This is a genomic window from Janthinobacterium sp. GW822-FHT07H10 (assembly GCF_058798675.1).
Genome location: NZ_JBXAKS010000001.1, coordinates 186,364 through 207,810, shown reverse-complemented (window position 1 = coordinate 207,810; position 21,447 = coordinate 186,364). Strand labels below are relative to the sequence as shown.

Below are 21,447 nucleotides of genomic sequence, written 5' to 3'. Positions count from 1 at the left end.
CAGCGCCACCGGCAAAGTCCCCCTCTTTCCCATGCATCCACACCACTTTCACGCCATCCCGACCTTGTTTTCCCCCGCGCGGAGGCTGCCATGAAGCACATGCCGTGGCGCGATTTCTTCGCCCTCGTGGTCAGTATCGGCGTGGTCGGCCTGGGACTGGGCGCGACCATGCCGCTCACCGCATTGACATTGCACCAGCGCGGCGTGGGTACGGACATCATCGGCATGATCACGGCCGTCAGCGCCCTCGGCATCCTGGCCGCTTCGCCGTTCGTCTCTGGCTGGGTGGGGCGCTTTGGCGCGCGCGCCACCATGCTGGGCGCCGTCTGGGTGGCCTCACTGGCAACGATCGCCATGCAGTTCACCGATCACCTGCTGGCGTGGAGCGTGCTGCGCTTTTTGTTTGGCGGCGCCATGGGCGTGTTGTTTACCATCGGCGAAGCGTGGGTGAACCGGCTCGCGCCCGACAATTCGCGGGGCAGGGTGGTGGCCATGTACACCACCAGTTTTACCTTCTTCCAGCTGATCGGTCCCGCCCTGGTGGCGCTGTTCAACGACAGGATTACGTGGAGCTTCGCCGCCTGCGGCCTGCTGTTCCTGCTCGCCGTGCCGGGCCTGATGCTGATCTCGAACAGCGGCCCGGAAAAGGAGCAGGAAGAGCATGGCGTGAAATGGACCCTGATCCTGCCGCGCATGCCGATGATCGTGCTGGGCGCGGCCTTCTTCGCCCTGTTCGACACGCTGGCATTGAGCCTGCTGCCCCTGTATGCGATGGAACACGGCATCGGCACGGACCTGGCCCTGCTATCGGCCACCGTGGTACTGGTGGGCGACACGGGCCTGCAATTCGCCTTGGGATGGATGGCCGACCGCTTCGGCCGCGCCAAAGTCCATGCGGGCTGCGGCGTGGCCGTCTGCCTGCTGTTGCCGCTGCTGCCGTTCGCCGTCGGCACGCCGTGGCTGTGGTGGACCTTGCTGTTGCTGCTGGGCGCCGCGGCGGGCGGCATCTACATGCTGGCGCTGGTGGCGTGCGGCGAGCGTTTCACGGGCCTGTCGCTGACCAGCGCCAGCGCCATCGTCAACGCCACCTGGGGTGTCACCAGCGGCGGCGGCCCCCTGCTGACGGGCGTCTTGATGCAATCGGCGGGCGTCAACGCGCTGCCGGCCGTGATGTGGGTCTGCGCCGCCATTTTCGTCGGCAGCGCCGTGTGGGAGCGCAAGAAGGGGATCGTGTAGCCTGCGCTACTGTTTCAGCTTTTCCAGCCGCTGCCGCAGCTCTTCGGCCACCGGATAATCGGGATAGGCCTGCCTGAACGCGGCCCACTCCTCCTGCGCCAGCGCACCTTCGCCCGCCTTGAGCAGGGCGTCGATCTTCACCAGCCACACGGACGCGTCGAGCCTGGCCGGCGGCGGCAACGGTGCGGAGCGCGCAGCAACGGGAGCGGGCATCGCCAGCGCCTGGCGCTGCAGGCCCGATTCGGCCCGCATGGCCGCTTGCTGCTCCATCGCCTCGCGCATTGGCGTGGCTGGCGGCGGCGGCGGTGGGGGCGGTGGCGCCGGCGGCGCCAGGGGTAGCGTCGCCGTCAGCTGGGGCGCTGGCCGCACGGCAGGCACAGACGCCGGCTCGGCCTGCGGCGCCGGCCTGGCCGCCATCTTGGCTTGCGCGCGCGGGGCCGGCACCGCCGGCGGCGGGCTTGGCGCTGGCTGCGATGCCGCATCGGCAAGCGGCGCCGGTGCGGCATCAGGCACCGGCATCACCTCCTGCGTGAGCGGCTCCCCGACGACGGGAAATTGCGCCGGCTTCGAGCCGAACCAGTCCACGCCGATCAGGTTCACCGTCAGCAGCACGGCCGCGGCCAGCCCCAGCGGAACGCGCCAGCGCTGCAGATAATCGGGCGCCTTTTTTGCCGGCAGGGTGCGCAGCACGCCATCGGCGCTGTCGTTGGCGGCCACGGGTGCTGCCAACGCCTTTTCAGCGTCTGCCAGGATGGCCGCATCGAGCGCGCTGGAAGGCGCGGGCTGCGGCAAGCTGGCCAGCAGCGCATGCAATGCATCGTCGCCGGCTTCGTGGTCTTGATCTTGGTCTGTCCTGTGCGTAGTCATGCCTGTCCTCCCGCGCCCGCGGCGCTATCGAGCCCCGCGCGCAATTTCTGCATGGCGTAGCGCAGCCGGCTCTTGACGGTTTCCGCTTCCGCCCCCGTCACCACGGCGATGTCCAGGATGCTCATGCCGCTGAACTGCTGCAGCACCAGCGCCTCTTTTTGCTCGGCCGGCAGGGCGGCGATGGCCGCATGCAGCAGCGCGTGCTGCTGCTTCTGTTCCAGCGACTGCTGCGGCGAGGTGCCCTCGGACGCCAGCTCGCCCGGTGCTTCGCCATCCTGCGCCTGGCCTTCCCGCTGGCGCAGGATGTCGATCAGGCGGTTGCGCGCGATCTGGTACAGATAGGTGCGAAACGCCGCCTGCGGCCGGTAGCCGGCGCGCGCCGCGTGCAGGCTGGCCCAGGCGTCCTGCACGATCTCGTCGACCCAGGCGCGGCGCGGCGCACGCCAGGCCACGAAGCGGTACAGCCCCTGGCTATGGCGCCGGTACAGCTCGCGGAACGACGGCAGGTCGCCGGCACTGTAGCGCAGCATCAGCTCTTCATCCGTCGCGTTGATCAAGGTATCGGGCATGCGGACCAGTGTAGCCGAACTACGCGGCAGCGACAAATGCCGCGCGTCGCTCACCATCGCGTCAGCGGGCGGCGGGCGCATAGCTGACGCGGCGCACTTCACGGACCTGCCCCTCCTTGAGCACCCCTTCCACCAATTCATAGCCCAGCAGGGCGAAGACCCGGCCCTGCAGGAACAGGGGCCGCGCATTGCCGTACCAGTCCACGCACGATGCGCGGCAACCATCGTCCGGCGCCGGGCCGGGCCGCGCCGCCAGCGCGCCCAGTTCCGTCAGTTGCAAACCGCTGTTGCGCAGGTACAGGACGGATGCAGAAGGCCTGTTCAAGCCCGGCCGCTCGTCCGCGCCCAGGATGGGCAGGCCGATGACGCCCTCGCTGGCCGTTTGCGGCTTGTAGAAAAAGCCGTGGCTGCGCGACTCGCCCTGCGCCGCGTCGGCGCGGATGTAGCGCGTGGCAATCGCCGCCTGCGCCCCCAGGCGGATGCTGCTGAAATGCAGGTCCCTGCCCTGCGCGCCGATCGCCACGGCGTCATTGCCCAGCGCCTCGATGCGCTCCACGCCGTGCGGCAGGGACAGCGCCTGCACGCTGCCCGCGTCGGCCCAGCGCACGGCATACAGGGGCTGGCGCGGCCAGGCCTGGTCCGCCTGTCGGCGTCCGCCATTGCCTGCGTTCCCATACAGCAGATACGGTCCCACATAGCGGTTCTGCAAACCATAGCCGCCGCCACCGGGCAAGGGCTTGTAGCTGCCGGCCGGCGCGCTGTCGCGGCCATCGGAAAACGATGCCAGCGGCACGCGCAGCAAGGCCATGTCGCCCCGGCCGCGCGCGCCATCCCACATGGCGTCACCCTGCCCTTCGGCGCGCAGCAGGACGTTCAGGTGGCCGTCAAGGCTTTCCAGGAACGAGAACTGGTCGACGGGCGCGCCAGCCACCTTCAGGGCGCTAGGCGCGCTGCCGTCGAGCGGAATGCGGAACACGCCCGAATCGCTGCCACGGCGCGTCGTCCACACGAAAACGGACTCGCCCGAGACATAAAACACGCGGCCCTGCGGCCCCATGACGGCGGTCGCTTCGCAGCGCATGTCGCGCCGGGCCAGGTCGCACACGGTGACCGTGTGCAGGGTCAGGCCGGCGCCGGGTTCGGGCTCTTCATCGGTGCGGTAGATGCGCGTGGCGGGCGCGATGCGCTTGAAGTCGGACGGCACGGCGTCGGGACGCCAGCGGCGCAGCGCGGGAAAGCCGCCGAACGGATCGCCACGGCGCAAGTCCAGCGACAAGGGCGAGTAGAACACCAGCTTGCTGCCGACCAGGCGGCTGGCGTAATTGCGCGACGAATAATAGTCGTTGGAGCGCAAATGGTAGGTGGAACGGTAGGCCAGCTTGCCGTCGGCCCCGATATCGAACAGGCCGATCTCCGTGCCGCCCCGGCTGTAGCTGTAGCCGATCACCACCAGCGTGTCGCCATCGATCAGCATCTCGTCATACCAGCTGCCCGACGGGTCGCTGCCAGGCGCGAACGCATCGAGCGAGGCGACGGGCTGCAGCGCATTGCCCCCCACCTGCACCGTGAACAGCTTGCCGCGCCGGAGCATCACCAGGTGCTTGCCGTGCAGCTTGACGATGCCGCCTTCGTCCACGCCCGCCGTCTGCACGTTGGTGACCGATTCGGCCGCATCCGCCGATTTTGCCGCCGCCTCCGCCGCCATCGGCGCGGCCGGCGGTGCCGGGGGCGCGGCCGTGTATTGCGCCGTGGCGCGCTGCAGTTTCTGCTGTTTCAGCACCAGCGCCGCCTGGCGCGCCTGCAGCTGTTGCAGGTAGGCGCCCAGCGCCTGCTCGCTGGCAAACGGCGCCAGGGTCTTGCGCGGCGCCGTGTCGGCGGCATGGCTGCCTGCCGACAGCAGCAGGGACAGTATCAATGTGATCTTGAGGGCGCTGGGCATCGCTTCTTCTCCGGTTGGCTGGGGTGTCAACCATGAAACGCAGCGGCGCAGAAAAAGGGGTTACATGCGCGTGAAAATATTCACCTGGCCGCCGCCCTACTCGAAACCGCGTATGCGGTCGCCATTGAAGTTCGGCAGGCGCCACTCGAAATGCAGGGCCAGGAAACGGAACAGGAAGCCGGCGCCGATGGACGCCAGCTGCGCCACCGCGCTGTCGACCTTGAAGTACAGCAGGCCCACGTACAGGCTGCCCGTAAACAGGGCCACGGTGGCATACACTTCGCGCTGCAGCACCAGCGGAATCTGGTTGCACAGGATATCGCGCAGCAGGCCGCCGAAGACACCCGTGATCATCCCCGCCAGCACGACGATGGCCGGATGCATCTTGGCCGACATGGCGATGTCGCAGCCGATCACGCAAAACGCCACCAGCCCCAGTCCGTCGACCAGCAGGAATACCGTGCGCAAGTGGTGCAGGTAGCGCGCCACGACGGCCGTGACGACGGCCGCGCCCACCGTAAACAGCAGATACTCGGGGTGCGCGATCCAGCCCAGCGGATAGTGTCCCAGCAGCACGTCGCGGATGGTGCCGCCGCCGAGCGCCGTGACGGTGCCGATCATGCAGATGCCGAACAGATCCATGCCGCGCCGCATGCCCATGATGGCGCCGGACATCGCTTCGGCGACAATCGCCACCAGGTATATCGTATATAACAACATGGTCTTACTCTTCCGAAAATGATTTGAGAATCTGTTCGCGTTCGCGCGCTTCGCTCAGGGTGCGCGCCTCATGGCCGGCGCCGCTGCTGCCGCGCTCTTCGCCGTTGGCCAGGCGCGTATCGGCGTTATGGCCGCCACTGCCGCAGCTGACGCTGCTGTGGATGAAGGCGTGGCTGTCGCGCAGGCAGTCGCCGGCCAGGTATTCCGCATACACGTAATCGCCGTCGAGCAGGGCCAGGCCTTGCGGCTCGGCCAGCACCTGTTCGCGGCGGCCCTGCACGGCCACCTGCATGTAGTCGCGCCAGACGGGCAGCGCCAGCGTCCCGCCCGTGGCGTTGCCCAGGCTCTTGGGCTGGTCGTAGCCGAGCCAGACGACGGAAACGAGGCCCGAGGAATAGCCGGCGAACCAGGCGTCATAGGCATTGTTCGAGGTGCCCGTCTTGCCGGCCGCGTCGCCGCGTCCCAGCGCCAGCGCGCCGCGCCCCGTGCCGCTCTTGACGACGTCGCGCAGCATGCTGTCCATGACGTAGGCATTGCGCGTGGAGATGACCTGCGTGCCGGGTGCCGGCTCGCCCTTGGCACGGGGCGCCGCATCGCTGTACAGCACCGCGCCGCTGCGGCCGCGCACTTCCTTGATCAGCCTTGGCGGCATCTGCACGCCGCCGTTGGCGAACACGGCATACGATTGCGCCAGCTGCAGCGGCGTGACGGCGCCCGCGCCCAAGGCCAGCGGCAGCGAAACGGGGTTGCGCGCGCCTTCGAAACCGAAGCGCGTGGCGTAGTGCTGCACGTAGCCGGGGCCGGCCGCCTGCATCAGGCTGACGGCCACCAGGTTTTTCGAGCGCACCAGGCCGCGCCGCACGCTGATGAAGCCTTCATAGTTGTTGCCGTAATTGCGCGGACGCCATGGCTGCGCGCCCGTTTCCTGCGGCAGCAGCAAGCGCTGCGTGTCGTCCACGGCCGTGCCGGGGAAGTAGCCCTTTTCCAGCGCCGCCGAATACACGAAGGGCTTGAAGCTGGAACCGGGCTGGCGGTAGGCCTGCGTGGCGTGGTTGTAGTGGTTGCGATAGAAATCGAAGCCGCCCGCCATGGCGACGATTTCGCCGCTGTGCGCATCGACGGAAATGAGCGCGCCTTCCATCTCGGGCAGCTGGCTCACCAGCCAGCGGTTCCTTGCCGCGTCGTGCACCACGCGGATCACGCTGTTTTCCGCAATGGCGCGCTTGCCCTCGAGCGGCAGCTTGCCGCCCAGGCGCGCATCCGACGCGGCCAGCACGACTTCCTCGCCATTGCGCAGCTGCGCCGTCACCTGGCGCTTGCCGGCGGTCTCGACCTTGCGCACGAGCGCTGCGCGCAGTTCGCCGCTGTCCGGATAGGCGGCCAGCTGGCGCGCCGCGCTGTCCGCGGAGGCGGTCAGGCGCGCTTCGGGACCACGGTAGCCGCGGCGCGCCTGCGCGTTCAGCAAGCCGTCGCGCAGCGACTTGTCGGCCGCGAGCTGCGGCGCCATACGGATGGTCGTCGTCACGTCCAGGCCCATGCTGTAGGCGCCCTCGGGATAGCTTTGCAGGATCAGCTGGCGCGCTTCCTCGACCGCATACGCGGCCGCATGCACGGAGCTGTTGCGGTCCTTGTTCAGGGCCAGCTTTTCCGCCACGGCGGCGGCGTATTCGGCCTCGGTGATGTAACCGAGTTCGCGCATGCGCTGCAGGATGTAGTGCTGGCGCACGGTGGCGCGCTGCGGATTGGCGACGGGGTTGTAGGCCGATGGCGCCTTCGGCAAGCCGGCCAGCATGGCCGCTTCGGCGATGCTGACGTCGGCCAGCGGCTTGTCGAAATAGATGTTCGAGGCGGCGGAAAAGCCGTAGGAACGCTCGCCCAGGTAAATCTGGTTCATATACAGTTCCAGCAGCTTGTCCTTGCCGTAGTGCTGCTCCAGCTTGTAGGCGAGCAGCATCTCCGTCAGCTTGCGCTGCACGGTCTTTTCGCGCGACAGGAAAAAGTCGCGCGCCACCTGCATGGTGATGGTGCTGGCGCCCTGCGCGTGGTGGCCCGTGACGACGTTGGCGAGCGTCGCGCGCGTCAAGCCATAGAAATCGACGGCGCCGTGCTCATAGAAACGCGCATCCTCGATGGCCAGCAAGGCCTGGCGCATGCGCAGCGGGATCTCTTTCAATGGCAGGAATTCGCGGCGCTCTTCGCCGTATTCGGCCAGCAGCTCGCCTTCGCTGGAAAAGATGCGCAGCGGCAGCGCGGGCTTGTATTGCGCCAGGTGTTCGACGGCCGGCAAATCCTGCCACGCCTGGCGCAGCCAGTAGCCGCCCGCCAGGGCCGCGGACAGGCCCAGGCCCAGGGTCAATCCCAGGCCGAATTTCAGATTGCGCGCCAGCTTCGAGGGCGGCTTGCGGGTGGTGGTCGTGGTGGTGCTGGCTTTCGCGCCGTCTTTTTCACTATCTTGCGCCGTATCTTGCGTTTCCATATGGTCATTCCTTTGCTGCCAGGAGACCGCGCGCAGGCGCGCAGCACTCCATCAAAGAGCCATTGTGCACTGCAACACACCAATCCTTATAAAAAGTAAGTATTATTTAGTATTGGTAAATTTTTCTTATGTTAGGCGGTATCCATGGATCTCAATCCCAAACATACGGAAGCGTTCCGCGCCGTCGTCGAAACGGGCAGCTTCGAACAGGCGGCGCTGCGGCTGCACCTGACGTCACCGGCCATTTCGCAGCGCGTGCGGGCGCTGGAAAGCCAGCTGGGCAATGCACTGATCGTGCGCAGCCGCCCCGCGCGCGCCACGCGCATGGGGCAACGCCTGATGCAGTACCTGAAACGCGCCAAGCTGCTGGAAGCGGACCTGCAGGCGGAGCTGGCGGTGCAGCAGGATGCGCCGCTGACGCTGGTGCTGGCGCTGAACGCCGATTCGATGGGCACCTGGTTCTTCCCTGCCCTGTCCGAGGTGCTGATACGCGAGCGCGTGCTGCTGGACCTGACCGTGGAAGACCAGGACCACACGTACACCTTGCTGGAAACGGGCATGGCGATCGGCTGCATCAGCACGGAGGCAAAAGCCATGCGCGGCTGCACGGCCGAGCCGCTGGGCGTGATGCGCTACTGGCTGGTGGCCACGCCGGCGTTTCGCCAGCAATGGTTCGCCCACGGCCTGACGCGCAAGGCGGCGCGCACGGCGCCCGTGGTCGCCTACACGCGCAAGGACACCTTGCAGTCGTCGTACCTGCAAGAGGCGCTGGGCTTGCCCGAAGGCGCCTACCCCTGCCATTACGTGCCGGGTGCCACCTCGCACTTCAACGCCATCCGCTATGGCCTCGGCTACGGCATGGTGCCAGAACTGCTGCTGAAGGCGAACGCGGACGGCGAACTGGTGGAAATGCTCACCCCCAAGACCCCCGCCGACGTGGCCCTGTACTGGCACACGTGGAAGGTGCAGTCGCCGCGCATGGAGCAGCTGTCGCGGCAGATCATCGCGGCGGCGCGCAAGATCCTCAAGTAGCTATCGCTGCATGCCCCAGCGCTTCAGAGTCACGCGCTCCAGGCTGCGAAAGCCGATGTTTTCTACCAGCAAGCCGATAACGATGACGGCCGCCAGGCCCGCGAAGACCTTGTCCGTGTACAGCTCGTTGCGGTTCTGGAAGATGTACCAGCCCAGGCCGCCCTGCCCCGACGTGGTGCCAAATACCAGTTCGGCCGCGATCAGGGTGCGCCAGGCAAACGCCCAGCCGATCTTCAAGCCCGAAACGATCGATGGCAGGGCGCCCGGCACGAGGATATGCAACACCAGGCGCAGGCCGCTCAGCCCGTAATTGCGGCCCGCCATGCGCAGGGTCTCGGGCACGCCCTGGAAACCCGCATACGTATTCAAGGCCAGCGGCCACATCACGGAGTGGACAATGACGAAGATCAAGCTGGCGCGGCCCAGGCCAAACCACAGCAGGGCCAATGGCAGCAGGGCGATGGCCGGCAAGGGATTGAGCATGGCCGTCAGGGTTTCCAGCACGTCGCGCCCGATGCGGCTGGAGACGGCCAGCAAAGTCAGCACGAAGGCGGCCAGCACGCCCACGGCATAGCCCTGCAGCAAGACGACGAGCGAGGCGGCCGTGCGCGTGAGCAATTCCCCACTGGCGATACCGCCGATAAACGCCTGCGCCGTCTGCAGAAAGCCGGGCAAGAGTAAATCGTTGTGCGTCCAGCGCGCCGCGCCTTCCCACAGCAGGGCCAGGCTGAGCAGAATCAAGACCTTGCGCCACAGCGCCTGCTGGCTCAGGCGCTGCCAGCGCGACAACGGCCGCTCGACGGCCACGCCGGCCGGCGGCGGCGCCGCATACACGAACTCCTGGCGGATCGGCGGCTCCAGCAGCGCGCTCATACGGCCTCCCTGTGCGCGGTCCCGCTTGGCGCAGCGGCAGCAGTTTCCTCGTCGAACAGCAGGCCGTGGATGCGGCTGCTGGCGGCCTGGAATTCCGCGCTGCCGGCGCTGTGCAAGCCGAATTGATGACTGTTCAGTTCGGCGCGCACCCTGCCCGGATGGGGCGACAGCAACAGGATGCGGTTGCCCACCACCAGCGCTTCCTCGATCGAGTGCGTGACGAACACGAGCGTGAAGCGCAGCTCTTCCCACAAGCGGCTCAACTCTTCCTGCATCTTGCGCCGCGTCAAGGCGTCGAGGGCGGCAAACGGTTCGTCCATCAGCAGCACTTCCGGCTGCATGGCCAGCGCCCGCGCGATGGCCACGCGCTGCTTCATGCCGCCCGACAAGGTGTGCGGGTGGGCGTCCTCGAAGCCGGCCAGCCCCACCTTGGCGATCCAGTGATGGGCGCGCTCGCGGGCCGCCGCCTTGTCCAGCCGCTTGCTGGCCAGCAAGGGAAACATCACGTTTTCCAGCACTGTTTTCCACGGCGGCAACTGGTCGAATTCCTGGAACACGACGACACGGTCCGGCCCCGGTTTGTGAATCGCTTGACCGTGCATGGCGATGCTGCCCGCGCGCGGCGCGATGAAGCCAGCCACGGCCTTCAGCAGCGACGACTTGCCGCAGCCGGACGGCCCCAGCAGCACGAAGCGGTCGCCGCGAAACACGTCGAAACTGACGTCATGCGTGGCGCGCACGCTGCGCCGTTCCGTCTGGTATTCCAGGCTGACATGCTGGACGCTGAGCAAGGGCAGCACCGCCACAGGCGGGCGCACGAGGTGGAAAGCGGGCGCGTTCATGTCAGCCTCCTTGCGCGATGGCTGGATCGTCGAAGAAATAATCGCGCCAGCTGTCGGGCAAGTTGCGGATGGCGTTGACGCGGTGCAGGAATTGCGCCAGGCCATAGGTATTCTGCGGCGCGATCTTGAATTGCACTTGCGGATTGGCAAAGATTTTCAGCAACAGATTGCGGTCCACCTTGCTCTTGTTGACCTTGATATAGATGTCGGCCGCACCCTGCGGGTTGCTGCTCGCATACTGCGCCGCTTCCGCCAGCGCCGCGATGAAGGCGCGGTAAGTCTTGGGATTATCCTTGCGGTACTTTTCCGTCGCATACAGCAAGGTCGACGAGCTGGGCCCGCCCTGCACGTCATACGAGTTCAGGACGATGCGGGCGTTCGGGTTCTGCGCCAGTTCCTGCTCCTGGAAAGGCGAATTGCCGAAGTGACCGCTGAGCTCCGTGCCGCCGGCGATGATGGCGGCCGCCGCATCCGGGTGCGGCAAGGTTTGCGTGATTTTATCGAGGCGGGCGAATTCCTTGTCGCCCCACTGCTTCGCCACCGCCATCTGCAATATCCGCGCCTGCACGGAAACGGAGACGGCCGGCAAGGCGATGCGGTCCTTGTCCGTCAAGTCCGCCAGGGTTTTCACCTTGGGATTGATGCTGATCAAATAGTAAGGAAAATTGCCCAAGGACGCCACGCCGCGCACATTCTGCCGGCCTTTCGTGCGGTCCCAGATCGTCAACAGCGGACCCAGCCCGGCCCCCGCGATATCGATATTGCCGGACAACAAAGCGTCGTTGATGGCGGGACCGCCGGACAGGGTGATCCACTCGACTTTGACGTCCACGCCCTGCTGCTTGCCATGCTTTTCAATCAGCTTGTGTTCCTGCGCAATGTTGAGCAGCAAAAAGGTGATGCCATGCTGGCCCGCGATGCGGATCTGTCCTTCAGCCCGGGCCATGGGCATCGCCAGGCATGCGGCGCCCAGCAGGGCAATGGCGGCGATAACACGGCGGTGGCGGGCGAGGGAAAAGAACGGCAGCATGGACACTCCTTGGGTCAGGTCAACAGTCAAAGTCAGTACGGCGCATCGCCTTCGATGGTGGTGCGGTAGAGTTTGCGGCGCTGCCCGGGCGGACAACCGGTGGCCAGGTGCATCAGGGAACGGTTGTCCCAGAACACGAGGTCGTGCGGCTGCCAGCGGTGCACATACAGGTGCTCCGGGCGCACGCTGTGCGCGAACAGTTCATCGAGCAGGGCGCGGCTTTCATCGTCGGGCAGGCCGACGATGCGCGTGGTGAAATGCTCGCTGACGAACAGGGCGCGCCGTCCCGTTTCCGGATGCACGCGCACGACGGGATGGGTGACGGGCTTGACTTCATCGACCTGCGCCTGCGTCAACGCGGGGCGCCAGGGATTACGACGGCGCAATTCCTCGTACTGGCTCAGGTAACTGTGCTCGGCACGGGCGCCGCGCACGGCGTGGCGCAGCGCGGCCGGCAGGCTTTCCCAGGCCAGGTGCATGTTGGCAAACACGGTGTCGCCGCCCTCGTCCGGCAATTCCTGCGCGTGCAACATGGAACCAAGGCTGGGCACTTCCTTGTACGACAGATCGGAATGCCAAAAGTGTCCCGCATCGCCCAGGCCGATAGGCTGGCCATCCTCGACGATGTTCGAAATGATCAGTACTTCCGGCTGCGATGGCAGCTGGAACTGGCGCAGGACGTGGATTTGCAGGGGGCCGAAGCGGCGGCTGAAATCGACCTGCTGCTGCGGCGTGATGTGCTGCTCGCGGAACACCAGCACGTGATGGTCGAGGTGGGCGTGGTGCAGGCGCTGGAAGTCGCCCAGCGACAGCGGCTGCGCCAGGTCCAGCCCCAGCACCTGCGCGCCGAGCGGCGCATCGAAAGTCTCGATACGGAACGGGCTGGCGGGTAGCGACGATTTGAGGACGGCCGACATGATGGCTTCATCAGTGAACAAGGGAAGTCCACTGTATGCCGGCCGGCGCGCCTTGCAAACGAAGCATTTACTATATGGATATGCGCGGCCCGTTGCGCCATGTTGCAACAGCGCCTGTCACGCCATGGCACAGGGGCGGCGCCGCCACGAGCGGTTGCGCCCTTGAATGGTGCTAGCACGCAACTTGCTTATTGACCAATTCCCCCTCTGCCGACAGGACCGCCATGCCCATCGTTCCCCTGCTGCTCGCCCTGCTGTTCGCCACCCCCGTCTACGCGCAGGACAGCCAGGGCGAAAGCGACCTCAGCTACAAAGCCTATGTGCACAGCGACAAGCGCATCAAGTGTCTGTACGGCTATGCGGCGGACAAGACGGGCGACCATGCGGCGGCCGTCGCCATCTTTGAAGATTGCATCCGGCGCTGGAACGATGTGTACTCGATGATTTGGCTGGCCCAGCTGTATGAAACGGGCGTCGGCGTGACGAAGGATGAGGCGCAGGCGACGGCGCTGATGCGGCGCGGCGCGCACACGAACGATGACGCCGCCTATGCGCGGCTGGCCCGCTATCACTACGGCGTGGCGCTGGCCGAAGGCCGCGGCACGCCGCAGGATATTCCCCAGGCCCGAACCTGGCTGCGCCAGGCCGCGCAGGAGGGCGTGCGCGAGGCGGCCGAGTATCTCGTCCGCCTGGAGCATGCGGCACCGTAGGCACGGCGCCGGCATCGCTTACGCTATTGCTTCGTAGCGGGCCAGGCGGGCCGCCATGCGCGGCGCCAGCTCGTGACCGGCCGTGACCGTCACTTCCAGGTCGTTCAGCAAGCCGTCTTTCAAACCATAGACCCAGCCATGGACGCTGAGTTCCTGGCCCCGTTCCCACGCATCTTGCACGATGGTGGTCTGGCACACGTTCAGCACTTGCTCGACCACGTTCAGTTCGCACAGGCGGTCGCCGCGCTGGCGGCTGGTCAGCACGTCGCCCAGGTAGCGCTCGTGCTTCTGGCCCACGTCCTGCACGTGGCGCAGCCAGTTGTCGACGAGGCCGATGCGCGTGCCCGTCATGGCCGCATGCACGCCCTTGCAGCCGTAGTGGCCGACGATGATGATATGTTTGACTTTCAGCACGTCCACGGCAAATTGCAGGACGGACAGGCAATTGAGGTCGGAATGCACGACCACATTGGCAATATTACGGTGCACAAACACGTCGCCAGGCGCCATGCCCAGCAGTTCGTTGGCGGGAACGCGGCTGTCGGAACAGCCGATCCACAGGTATTCGGGCGAGGTCTGCGCTTCCAGGTTCTTGAAGAAGTTCGGGTCTTTCGCCACCATCGAGTCGGCCCAGCGGCGGTTACGCTGCAGCAGTTCCGCCAGGGCCAGGCCGCTTTTCTGTTCGGTCATATCGCTCCCATTCTGTAAGTTCGGTTGAGCAGCGCGCCGATCGCCTGCGTTGGCGTGCGATGCGCGCAGATGCTGCGTCAACCTGGGTAAAAAAACGCCGGGATGTGTGAGCATCCCGGCGCATGGTGTTACGTGTGCTTACTCAAAAAAATCCTTGACCTTGTCTTTCCAGGTCTTGCTTTGAGGGCTGTGCTTGGCGCCGCCCTCGGTCGTCGATTTTTCAAAGTCGCGCAACAGGTCTTTCTGTTTTTCCGTCAGTTTCACCGGCGTTTCGATGGCCACGTGGCAGAACAGGTCGCCCGCGTAACCGGAACGCACGCCCTTGATGCCCTTGCCTTTCAGGCGGAAGGTCTTGCCCGACTGGGTGCCTTCCGGGATCGTGAACGACACTTTGCCGTTCAGGGTCGGCACTTCGATTTCACCGCCCAGGGCCGCCTTGGTGAAGGAAATCGGCATTTCGCAATGCAGATCGTCGCCTTCGCGCTGGAACACGGCGTGCGGCTTGATGTGGATTTCCACATACAGGTCGCCCGACGGACCGCCATTCGTGCCCGGTTCGCCGTTGCCGGACGAACGGATACGCATGCCGTTGTCGATACCGACTGGAATTTTGACTTCCAGGGTCTTGTTGCGCTTGATACGGCCCGCGCCGCCGCATGGCGTGCAGGGGTCGGTGATGACCTTGCCGCTGCCATGGCATTTCGGGCAGGTTTGCTGGATGCTGAAGAAACCTTGCTGCATGCGCACCTGGCCGTGGCCACCGCAGGTACCGCAGGTGGTCGGCGACGTGCCTGGCTTGGCGCCGCTGCCGTGGCAAGTGTCGCACTTGTCCCAGCTCGGCACGCGAATGGTCGTGTCGAAGCCGTGAGCAGCTTGCTCCAGTGTAATTTCCAGGTTATAGCGCAAATCGGCGCCACGGTACACTTGTGGACCCGCATTGCGGCTGCGTCCACCGCCACCGCCAAAGATGTCGCCGAAGATATCGCCGAAGCTGTCGGCAAAGCCGCCAGCACCGCCGCCGAAGCCGCCACCGCCGCCCATGTTCGGGTCCACGCCGGCGTGACCGTAACGGTCATACGCATCGCGCTTTTCCGGATTGGTCAGCATCTCGTAGGCTTCTTTGACTTCCTTAAACTTTTCTTCCGATTCCTTGCTATCCGGATTGCGGTCCGGATGGTATTTCATCGCCAGTTTACGGTAAGACTTTTTGATCTCTTCTTCCGAAGCATTTTTTGCGACACCGAGTGTCTCGTAAAAATCACGCTTTGCCATGTTGTCGGCACCTTGCAGTCTATCTACTGATGTAAAAATTACACGAAAAAGCCGAGTCGAGTGCTGCACTGGGCAACGACTCGGCTCGGCCGGTCTTCGCGGCTAATCCCGCGATGTAGCGTTCAGCCCGGCTGCCCCCAGCTTATGGGAGCGCAAGACAATTACTTGCTGTCTTTGACTTCTTTGAAGTCAGCGTCAACGACGTCGTCTTGCTTGGCGCCTGCATCGGATGCGCCAGCAGCTTGCTGTGCACCTTCCGCGCCGCCGGCAGCTTGCTGAGCTTGCATGTCGGCATACATTTTTTCGCCCATTTTCTGCGATGCGCTCGACAGTGCTTCCACCTTGGCGTCGATCTCAGCCTTGTCGCCGGCCTTGATGCTTGCTTCCAGGTCGGTGATTGCCGCTTCGATCTTCTCTTTCTCGCCCGCTTCCAGCTTGTCGCCGTATTCGGTCAAGGATTTCCGGGTCGAGTGTACCAGAGCATCGGCCTGGTTGCGCGACTCGGCCAATTCTTTGACCTTCTTGTCTTCTTCCGCGTTCAACTCGGCGTCTTTCACCATCTTCTGGATTTCAGCCTCGGTCAAGCCGGAATTGGCCTTGATCGTGATCTTGTTTTCCTTGCCGGTGGCCTTGTCTTTCGCGCCGACATGCAAGATGCCGTTGGCGTCGATGTCGAAGGTCACTTCGATCTGTGGCGTACCACGCGATGCTGGCGGGATGCCTTCCAGATTGAACTCGCCCAGGCCCTTGTTGCCGGCGGCGATTTCGCGCTCACCCTGGAAGACCTTGATGGTCACCGCAGGCTGGTTGTCGTCGGCCGTCGAGAACACCTGGCTGAACTTGGTCGGAATCGTCGTGTTTTTGTGGATCATCTTGGTCATCACGCCGCCCAGGGTTTCGATACCCAGGGACAGAGGAGTGACGTCCAGCAACAGCAAGTCCTTGCGTTCGCCCGACAGGACCGAACCTTGAATTGCTGCGCCCACGGCGACGGCTTCGTCCGGATTCACGTCCTTGCGTGGATCCTTGCCAAAGAATTCCTTCACTTTTTCCTGCACCTTCGGCATGCGGGTCATACCGCCGACCAGGATGATGTCGTCGATGTCGGACACTTTCACGCCTGCATCTTTGATAGCGGTGCGGCAAGGTTCCATCGTGGCCGTGATCAGCTCTTCCACCAGCGATTCCAGCTTGGCGCGGGTCATCTTCAGGTTCAAGTGGACCGGTGCGCCATTCGCCATGGCGATGTATGGCTCGTTGATCTCGGTTTGTTGCGACGACGACAATTCGATCTTCGCGCGCTCGGCCGAAGCCTTGATGCGCTGCAGGGCGATCGGATCTTTTTTCAGGTCGATGCCGTTGATCTTCTTGAACTCGTCGATGATGTAATCGATGACGCGTTGGTCGAAATCTTCGCCGCCCAGGAAGGTGTCGCCGTTGGTCGACAGCACTTCAAATTGTTTCTCGCCATCAACATCCGCGATTTCGATGATCGACACGTCGAACGTACCGCCACCCAAGTCATACACGGCGATTTTACGGTCGCCTTTTTCAGCCTTGTCCAGGCCGAACGCCAGCGCTGCCGCGGTTGGCTCGTTGATGATGCGCTTGACGTCCAGACCGGCGATACGGCCGGCATCCTTGGTCGCCTGACGCTGCGAGTCGTTGAAGTACGCAGGCACGGTGATGACGGCTTCGGTGACTTCTTCACCGAGGTAGTCTTCTGCCGTTTTCTTCATCTTGCGCAGCACTTCAGCCGAAATTTGCGGCGGCGCCAGTTTTTTGTCGCGTACGCCGATCCATGCATCGCCGTTGTCGGCTTTCATGATTTGGTACGGCATCAGCGCGATGTCTTTTTGTACTTCTTTTTCGTCGAACTTGCGACCGATCAAACGCTTCACTGCGTACAGCGTGTTTTTCGGATTGGTCACGGCCTGGCGTTTCGCTGGCGCGCCGACGAGAATTTCGCCATCTTCTTGATAAGCAATAATCGACGGCGTCGTGCGTGCGCCTTCAGCGTTTTCGATTACCTTTGGTTGACCGTTTTCCATGATGGAAACGCAGGAATTCGTGGTTCCCAGATCGATACCGATAATTCTACCCATGATTTTTTTCCTTTTATTTGCTAGATTTCAGATGGTTCTTATATGTGGCAAAGCGGCATGGTTTCAAGGCTTGCTTGATGCCGCCCTCTGATTATTTTGCTTGCGCGGTCGTTACAATGGCTGGACGCAGCAGGCGGTCCGCAATCATATAGCCCTTTTGCAGGACGGACACGATGGTATTGGCTTCCTGCTCCGCTGGCACCACGGCAACAGCCTGGTGTTTCATCGGATCGAGCTTTTCGCCCTGCACTGGCAAGACTTCCACCAGGCGGTTGCGCTCGAACGCGGCATTCAATTGCTTCAAGGTCAGCTCGACGCCCTCTTTCAAGGACTCGATCGTCGGTGCTTCCACCGTCAGCGCCGTTTCCAGGCTGTCTTTCACTGGCACCATGGCTTCGGCAAAGCTTTCCACTGCAAATTTATGCGCTTTAGCAACATCTTCCTGCGCGCGGCGGCGGATATTTTCGCCATCGGCCTTGGCACGCATGAAGGCATCGTGCATCTCTGCAAGACGCGCTTCGGTACTCGCCAGCTGCTCTTCCAAAGTTGGCTCTGCGGGAGTCGATGGGGCAGTCGCCGCGGCGTCCGCTTGCGGATTAGGTACAGCTTGGTTTTCCTGATCTTGCATCTAAAAGCTCCTACAATCAATGGCTTGTAACGCCTGCCAAAACCTGTTGCGCGTCGCGATACGCGGCTTCCGAGCTTCACTGACTCGGCGTCTCCGTGCATTCGCACAGCTACGCCTTTCAGCGACGAATCACATCCGCGCTACGGTTTTGTTTGGCGTCGTTAAATGGGTTAGGCTATACATCTTTACAACACTAACCGGCAGATGGGGCTATATCCTACTGTTTCAAGGGGTATTGGCGTCAACGCCAAGCTTTACGTCGGCTAATGTTACAGCTTATTACAAATCGCTTCCCATTTCGGGCAACAAGCCGTGCGCTCCCTCTGATACAGCCTGGTTCCCCCCAGCAAAGCCGGCATTCTACCAGCCCGCCCAAGGCCATTACCACTGCTGGTGTTGCTATTTGGAAAACCTCATGCTTGCGCCAGAGATGACAAAGCCGCGCAAGCGCGGCTTTACATTCAATAAAAGCAACTATTTCTAGTTGGCGGCGCCCAGGGCCAGGGCCGCCGTGCGCGCCTGCTCGCCATGCTTCTTGTCCGCTTCGCGCTGCGCCGCCGTCTTCATCGTCGGCCAGCCGATCATATGCTGTTCGGCAATTTCCGCCAGCCCGGCGATCCAGACAGGCGTTTCATTCAAGCACGCGATGTAATGGAAGTGCTGGCCGCCGGCCGCCTCGAAATCATGCTTGGCTTCCATGGCGATCTCTTCCAGCGTCTCCAGGCAATCGCTGGTAAAACCCGGACACAGCAAATCGACGCGCTTGACGCCCTGCTGCGCCAGCGCCACCAGGGTGGGCGCCGTGTATGGCTGCAGCCATTCGGCCTTGCCAAAGCGCGACTGGAAGGTCACCACATATTGCTCTTTGGTCAGTTTCAACTTCTCCGCCAGCAGGCGCGCCGTTTTCAGGCATTGGCAGTGATAGGGGTCGCCCAGCAGCAAGGTGCGCTTCGGCACGCCATGAAAGCTCATCACCAGCTTTTCCGGCCGGCCATGCGCTTCCCAGTGGTTCAGCACGGAGTCGCGCAGGGCGTCGATATACGTGTCGTGCTCGTGGTATTGCTTGATGAAGCGCAATTCCGGCACATTACGCACCGTGGCGTAGTGGGCAAACACGGCGTCATAGATGGAGCCCGTCGTCGTGCCCGAGTATTGCGGATAGGCCGGCAGGATGGCGATGCGCTCGCAGCCCGCGCTTTTCAGTTGCGCCAGCACCTCGGGCAACGATGGCGAACCGTAGCGCATGGCCATGGCGACGGTGACGCCATCATGGCCGCGCTCGGCCAGGGCGCCGGCCAGCAATTTCGCCTGCTTTTGCGTGTGCACCTTCAGGGGCGAGCCGTCGCGCGTCCAGATCGACGCGTATTTCTTGGCCGACTGGCCAGAACGAAACGGCAGGATGATCAGATGCAGGATGAACCACCAGACGATGCGGGGAATCTCCACCACGCGCGGGTCGGACAGGAATTGCTTCAGATAGCGTCGCACTGCCGACGAGGTCGGCGCATCGGGCGTGCCCAGGTTGACCAGCACCACGGCGCTGCGGTCGATGCTGCCATGCGTGTACGGAGGTTCTGCTTGAAATGACATGAAGGCTCTTCGAAGACGTTGGACGGATTAGCCAACCATTATAGTTACATTGCATCAACATCGGAAAGCTGGAAAGGAACGGCATCAGGCCAACTGCCATTTTCGCCAGACCGGTTTATGCTCACAACACCTCATAAAACCGTCGCGAGCGGCAGCGAGGCTCGGCGCCCCCGTTGACCCGAGCAGCGCAGCTGTGCGAAGCACGGGGCCGCCGAGGCAGTGGGCCTCGCAGGCCGCAATCGCGACGCGCAGCAGCTTGGCTTGGGTGTACTAGATGGCCAGCAATTCGCGTGCATGCTTGCGCGTGGTGGCCGTGATTTCCAGGCCGCCCAGCATGCGCGCTACCTCTTCCACCCTGGCCTTGGCATCGAGCATGTCGATGCGCGACGCCGTCTTGCCATTGTCCAGGGTGCTTTTTGCCACCTGGAAATGCTGGTTGGCCTGGCTGGCCACTTGCGGCAAATGGGTCACGCACAGCACTTGTCGCCCTTGCCCCAGGCGTTTCAACAGACGCCCCACCACTTCGGCGACGGCGCCGCCGATGCCGCTGTCGACTTCGTCGAAGATCAGGGTCGGCGTGGTGGTGGCATGCGAGGTGATGACGGAGATGGCCAGCGCGATGCGCGCCAGCTCGCCGCCGGACGCCACCTTGGCCAGCGAACGGGGCGCCGTGCCCGCATGGCCGGCGACGAGAAACTCGACTTGTTCCAGGCCGTGGGCGGCCGGCTCGCACGGGTTCAAGGCAATCTCGAAGCTGCCACCCGTCATGCTCAGCTCCTGCATGGCGCGCGTGACGGCGTGCCCCAGCTCCAGGGCAGCGGCGCGGCGCGTGCCTGACAACCGTTCGGCCACGCTGCGGTACTCGGCCTCGATCTTCGCTTCCTGGCGCAGCAAGCCTTCGATATCGGAAGCGTCGGCCAGGTGCTGGAGCTTTTCCGACAGCTTGGCGTGTTCGTCGGGCAATTCCTCGGGCGTGACGCGGAACTTGCGCGCCGTGCTGTGCATCGCTTCCATGCGCGCATCGAGCTGGTGCAGGCGGTCCGGGTCCAGTTCCACGCGGTCCAGGTAATTGTTCAGCGCATACACGGATTCCTGCAGCTGGATGCGCGACGATTCGATCAGGTCGACGATAGGCTGCAGTTCCGCATCGACGGACACCAGCTTGCCCAGTTTCTGGTTCAGGGCCGACAGTTGCGAGACGATCGGGTGGTCTTCCTGCTCGGAAATAATCGCCAGCGCTTCCTGCGCCCCTTCCAGCAGGCTGGCCGCGTGCGACAGGCGGCTGTGCTCGTTCGTGATCTCCGTCCATTCGCCTGGCTTGGCCGCCAGTTTTTCCAGTTCGCCCACTTGCCATTCGAGGCGTTCGCGCTCGTACAGCACGTTGGCGGCATTCGTTTCGAATTCCTCGCGCTGACGCACCAGCGCGCGCCAGCGCTTGTGCAGCGCCGCCACTTGCCGCGCATCCTGTTCCGCGCCCGCCTCGCGCGCCGTCGCCTGGCCGTCGAGCAGGGCGCGCTGCGCCTCGCTTTTCAGCAAGGACTGGTGCGCGTGCTGGCCGTGGATGTCGACCAGCATGTCGCCAAGCTCGCGCAGCTGCGCGGCCGTGGCGGGGATGCCGTTGATGTAGGCTTTCGAGCGGCCCGCATTGTCGATCACGCGGCGCAGCAGGGCGCCGCCCTCGTCGTTGGCAAATTCATTGGCCGCCAGCCACGCCTGCGCCACCTCGCTGACGGAAAAGTCGGCCGTGATGTCGGCCTTGGCCGCCCCCTCGCGCACCACGCTGGCGTCGCCGCGGCCGCCCAGCGCCAGCGTCAGCGCATCGATGAGGATGGACTTGCCGGCGCCCGTCTCGCCCGTCAGCACGCTGAAGCCAGCGGAAAATTCCAGTTCAATGGTATCGACAATGACAAAATCGCGGATGGACAGTGTATGGAGCATGGCTTCTGTAGTT

General features: G+C 64.0%; 18 protein-coding genes. 3 read left to right on the top strand and 15 right to left on the bottom strand.

From position 1 onward, the window contains the following. The first annotated feature begins 90 nt into the window (after nt 1–90). Nucleotides 91–1,236 (top strand): MFS transporter, encoded by a 1,146-nt coding sequence (locus AC1RDJ_RS00950; protein WP_289884615.1) that lies wholly within the window; start codon nt 91–93, stop codon nt 1,234–1,236. Nucleotides 1,237–1,242: 6 nt separating this feature from the next. Here AC1RDJ_RS00950 and AC1RDJ_RS00945 read toward each other — a convergent pair whose 3' ends face one another. The 5 genes from AC1RDJ_RS00945 to AC1RDJ_RS00925 all read right to left on the bottom strand — a co-directional run bounded on the left by AC1RDJ_RS00945 (nt 1,243) and on the right by AC1RDJ_RS00925 (nt 7,807). Beyond that, nucleotides 1,243–2,103: a hypothetical protein gene (locus AC1RDJ_RS00945; protein WP_493026263.1), complete on the bottom strand. Its 861-nt coding sequence runs from the start codon at nt 2,101–2,103 to the stop codon at nt 1,243–1,245. Next, a complete protein-coding gene (locus AC1RDJ_RS00940; RefSeq protein ID WP_493026262.1) occupies nt 2,100–2,672 on the bottom strand; it encodes a sigma-70 family RNA polymerase sigma factor in 573 nt (190 codons plus the stop codon). Before AC1RDJ_RS00940 ends, AC1RDJ_RS00945 begins: the two co-directional genes overlap by 4 nt. A 61-nt stretch (nt 2,673–2,733) precedes the next feature. After that, nucleotides 2,734–4,611: a beta-propeller domain-containing protein gene (locus AC1RDJ_RS00935; RefSeq protein ID WP_493026261.1), complete on the bottom strand. Its 1,878-nt coding sequence runs from the start codon at nt 4,609–4,611 to the stop codon at nt 2,734–2,736. Nucleotides 4,612–4,707: 96 nt separating this feature from the next. Beyond that, the gene (locus AC1RDJ_RS00930) at nt 4,708–5,331 is read right to left on the bottom strand and encodes a trimeric intracellular cation channel family protein (RefSeq protein WP_071321814.1); all 624 of its coding nucleotides are present in this window, start codon (nt 5,329–5,331) and stop codon (nt 4,708–4,710) included. Nucleotides 5,332–5,335: 4 nt separating this feature from the next. Next, on the bottom strand, nt 5,336–7,807 hold the full coding sequence (locus AC1RDJ_RS00925; protein WP_493026260.1) for a penicillin-binding protein 1A: 2,472 nt from the start codon (nt 7,805–7,807) through the stop codon (nt 5,336–5,338). Between the two features lie 144 nt (nt 7,808–7,951). Between AC1RDJ_RS00925 and AC1RDJ_RS00920 the strand changes: the two genes are divergently transcribed. Then, nucleotides 7,952–8,839 carry an HTH-type transcriptional regulator ArgP gene (locus AC1RDJ_RS00920; protein ID WP_071321812.1) on the top strand — a complete coding sequence of 296 codons (888 nt, stop codon included), beginning with the start codon at nt 7,952–7,954 and terminating at the stop codon, nt 8,837–8,839. On the opposite strand, the gene AC1RDJ_RS00915 is transcribed toward AC1RDJ_RS00920, so the two are convergent. The 4 genes from AC1RDJ_RS00915 to AC1RDJ_RS00900 are packed head-to-tail and all read right to left on the bottom strand — an operon-like array spanning nt 8,840 to nt 12,501. Continuing rightward, nucleotides 8,840–9,712: an ABC transporter permease gene (locus tag AC1RDJ_RS00915; RefSeq protein ID WP_493026259.1), complete on the bottom strand. Its 873-nt coding sequence runs from the start codon at nt 9,710–9,712 to the stop codon at nt 8,840–8,842. It abuts the gene before it with no gap. Next, entirely contained in the window at nt 9,709–10,554 is an 846-nt protein-coding gene (locus AC1RDJ_RS00910) for an ABC transporter ATP-binding protein (RefSeq protein WP_493026258.1), read from the bottom strand. Before AC1RDJ_RS00910 ends, AC1RDJ_RS00915 begins: the two co-directional genes overlap by 4 nt. 1 nt (nt 10,555) lies before the next feature. Continuing rightward, nucleotides 10,556–11,584 (bottom strand): ABC transporter substrate-binding protein, encoded by a 1,029-nt coding sequence (locus AC1RDJ_RS00905; RefSeq protein ID WP_493026257.1) that lies wholly within the window; start codon nt 11,582–11,584, stop codon nt 10,556–10,558. A gap of 32 nt (nt 11,585–11,616) precedes the next feature. Next, nucleotides 11,617–12,501: a TauD/TfdA dioxygenase family protein gene (locus tag AC1RDJ_RS00900; protein ID WP_071326177.1), complete on the bottom strand. Its 885-nt coding sequence runs from the start codon at nt 12,499–12,501 to the stop codon at nt 11,617–11,619. Between the two features lie 224 nt (nt 12,502–12,725). Between AC1RDJ_RS00900 and AC1RDJ_RS00895 the strand changes: the two genes are divergently transcribed. Then, complete coding sequence (locus AC1RDJ_RS00895; protein ID WP_493026256.1) at nt 12,726–13,211, top strand: tetratricopeptide repeat protein; 486 nt, start codon at nt 12,726–12,728, stop codon at nt 13,209–13,211. A gap of 18 nt (nt 13,212–13,229) precedes the next feature. Here the strand turns inward: AC1RDJ_RS00895 and can are convergent, their stop codons facing one another. The 6 genes from can to recN form a co-directional block, all read right to left on the bottom strand. Then, a complete protein-coding gene (gene can / locus AC1RDJ_RS00890) occupies nt 13,230–13,901 on the bottom strand; it encodes a carbonate dehydratase (protein WP_071321808.1) in 672 nt (223 codons plus the stop codon). Between the two features lie 138 nt (nt 13,902–14,039). Continuing rightward, nucleotides 14,040–15,173 (bottom strand): molecular chaperone DnaJ, encoded by a 1,134-nt coding sequence (dnaJ, locus tag AC1RDJ_RS00885; RefSeq protein WP_034745985.1) that lies wholly within the window; start codon nt 15,171–15,173, stop codon nt 14,040–14,042. A gap of 161 nt (nt 15,174–15,334) precedes the next feature. After that, nucleotides 15,335–17,278, bottom strand: a complete 1,944-nt coding sequence (gene dnaK / locus AC1RDJ_RS00880; protein WP_071321807.1) for a molecular chaperone DnaK — start codon at nt 17,276–17,278, stop codon at nt 15,335–15,337. 91 nt (nt 17,279–17,369) lie between these two features. After that, a complete protein-coding gene (gene grpE, locus AC1RDJ_RS00875) occupies nt 17,370–17,906 on the bottom strand; it encodes a nucleotide exchange factor GrpE (RefSeq protein WP_071321806.1) in 537 nt (178 codons plus the stop codon). A 480-nt stretch (nt 17,907–18,386) separates the two neighbouring features. Next, on the bottom strand, nt 18,387–19,496 hold the full coding sequence (hemH, locus tag AC1RDJ_RS00870; RefSeq protein ID WP_493026255.1) for a ferrochelatase: 1,110 nt from the start codon (nt 19,494–19,496) through the stop codon (nt 18,387–18,389). 270 nt (nt 19,497–19,766) lie between these two features. Next, on the bottom strand, nt 19,767–21,434 hold the full coding sequence (recN, locus tag AC1RDJ_RS00865; RefSeq protein WP_071321804.1) for a DNA repair protein RecN: 1,668 nt from the start codon (nt 21,432–21,434) through the stop codon (nt 19,767–19,769). Nucleotides 21,435–21,447: the final 13 nt, after the last annotated feature.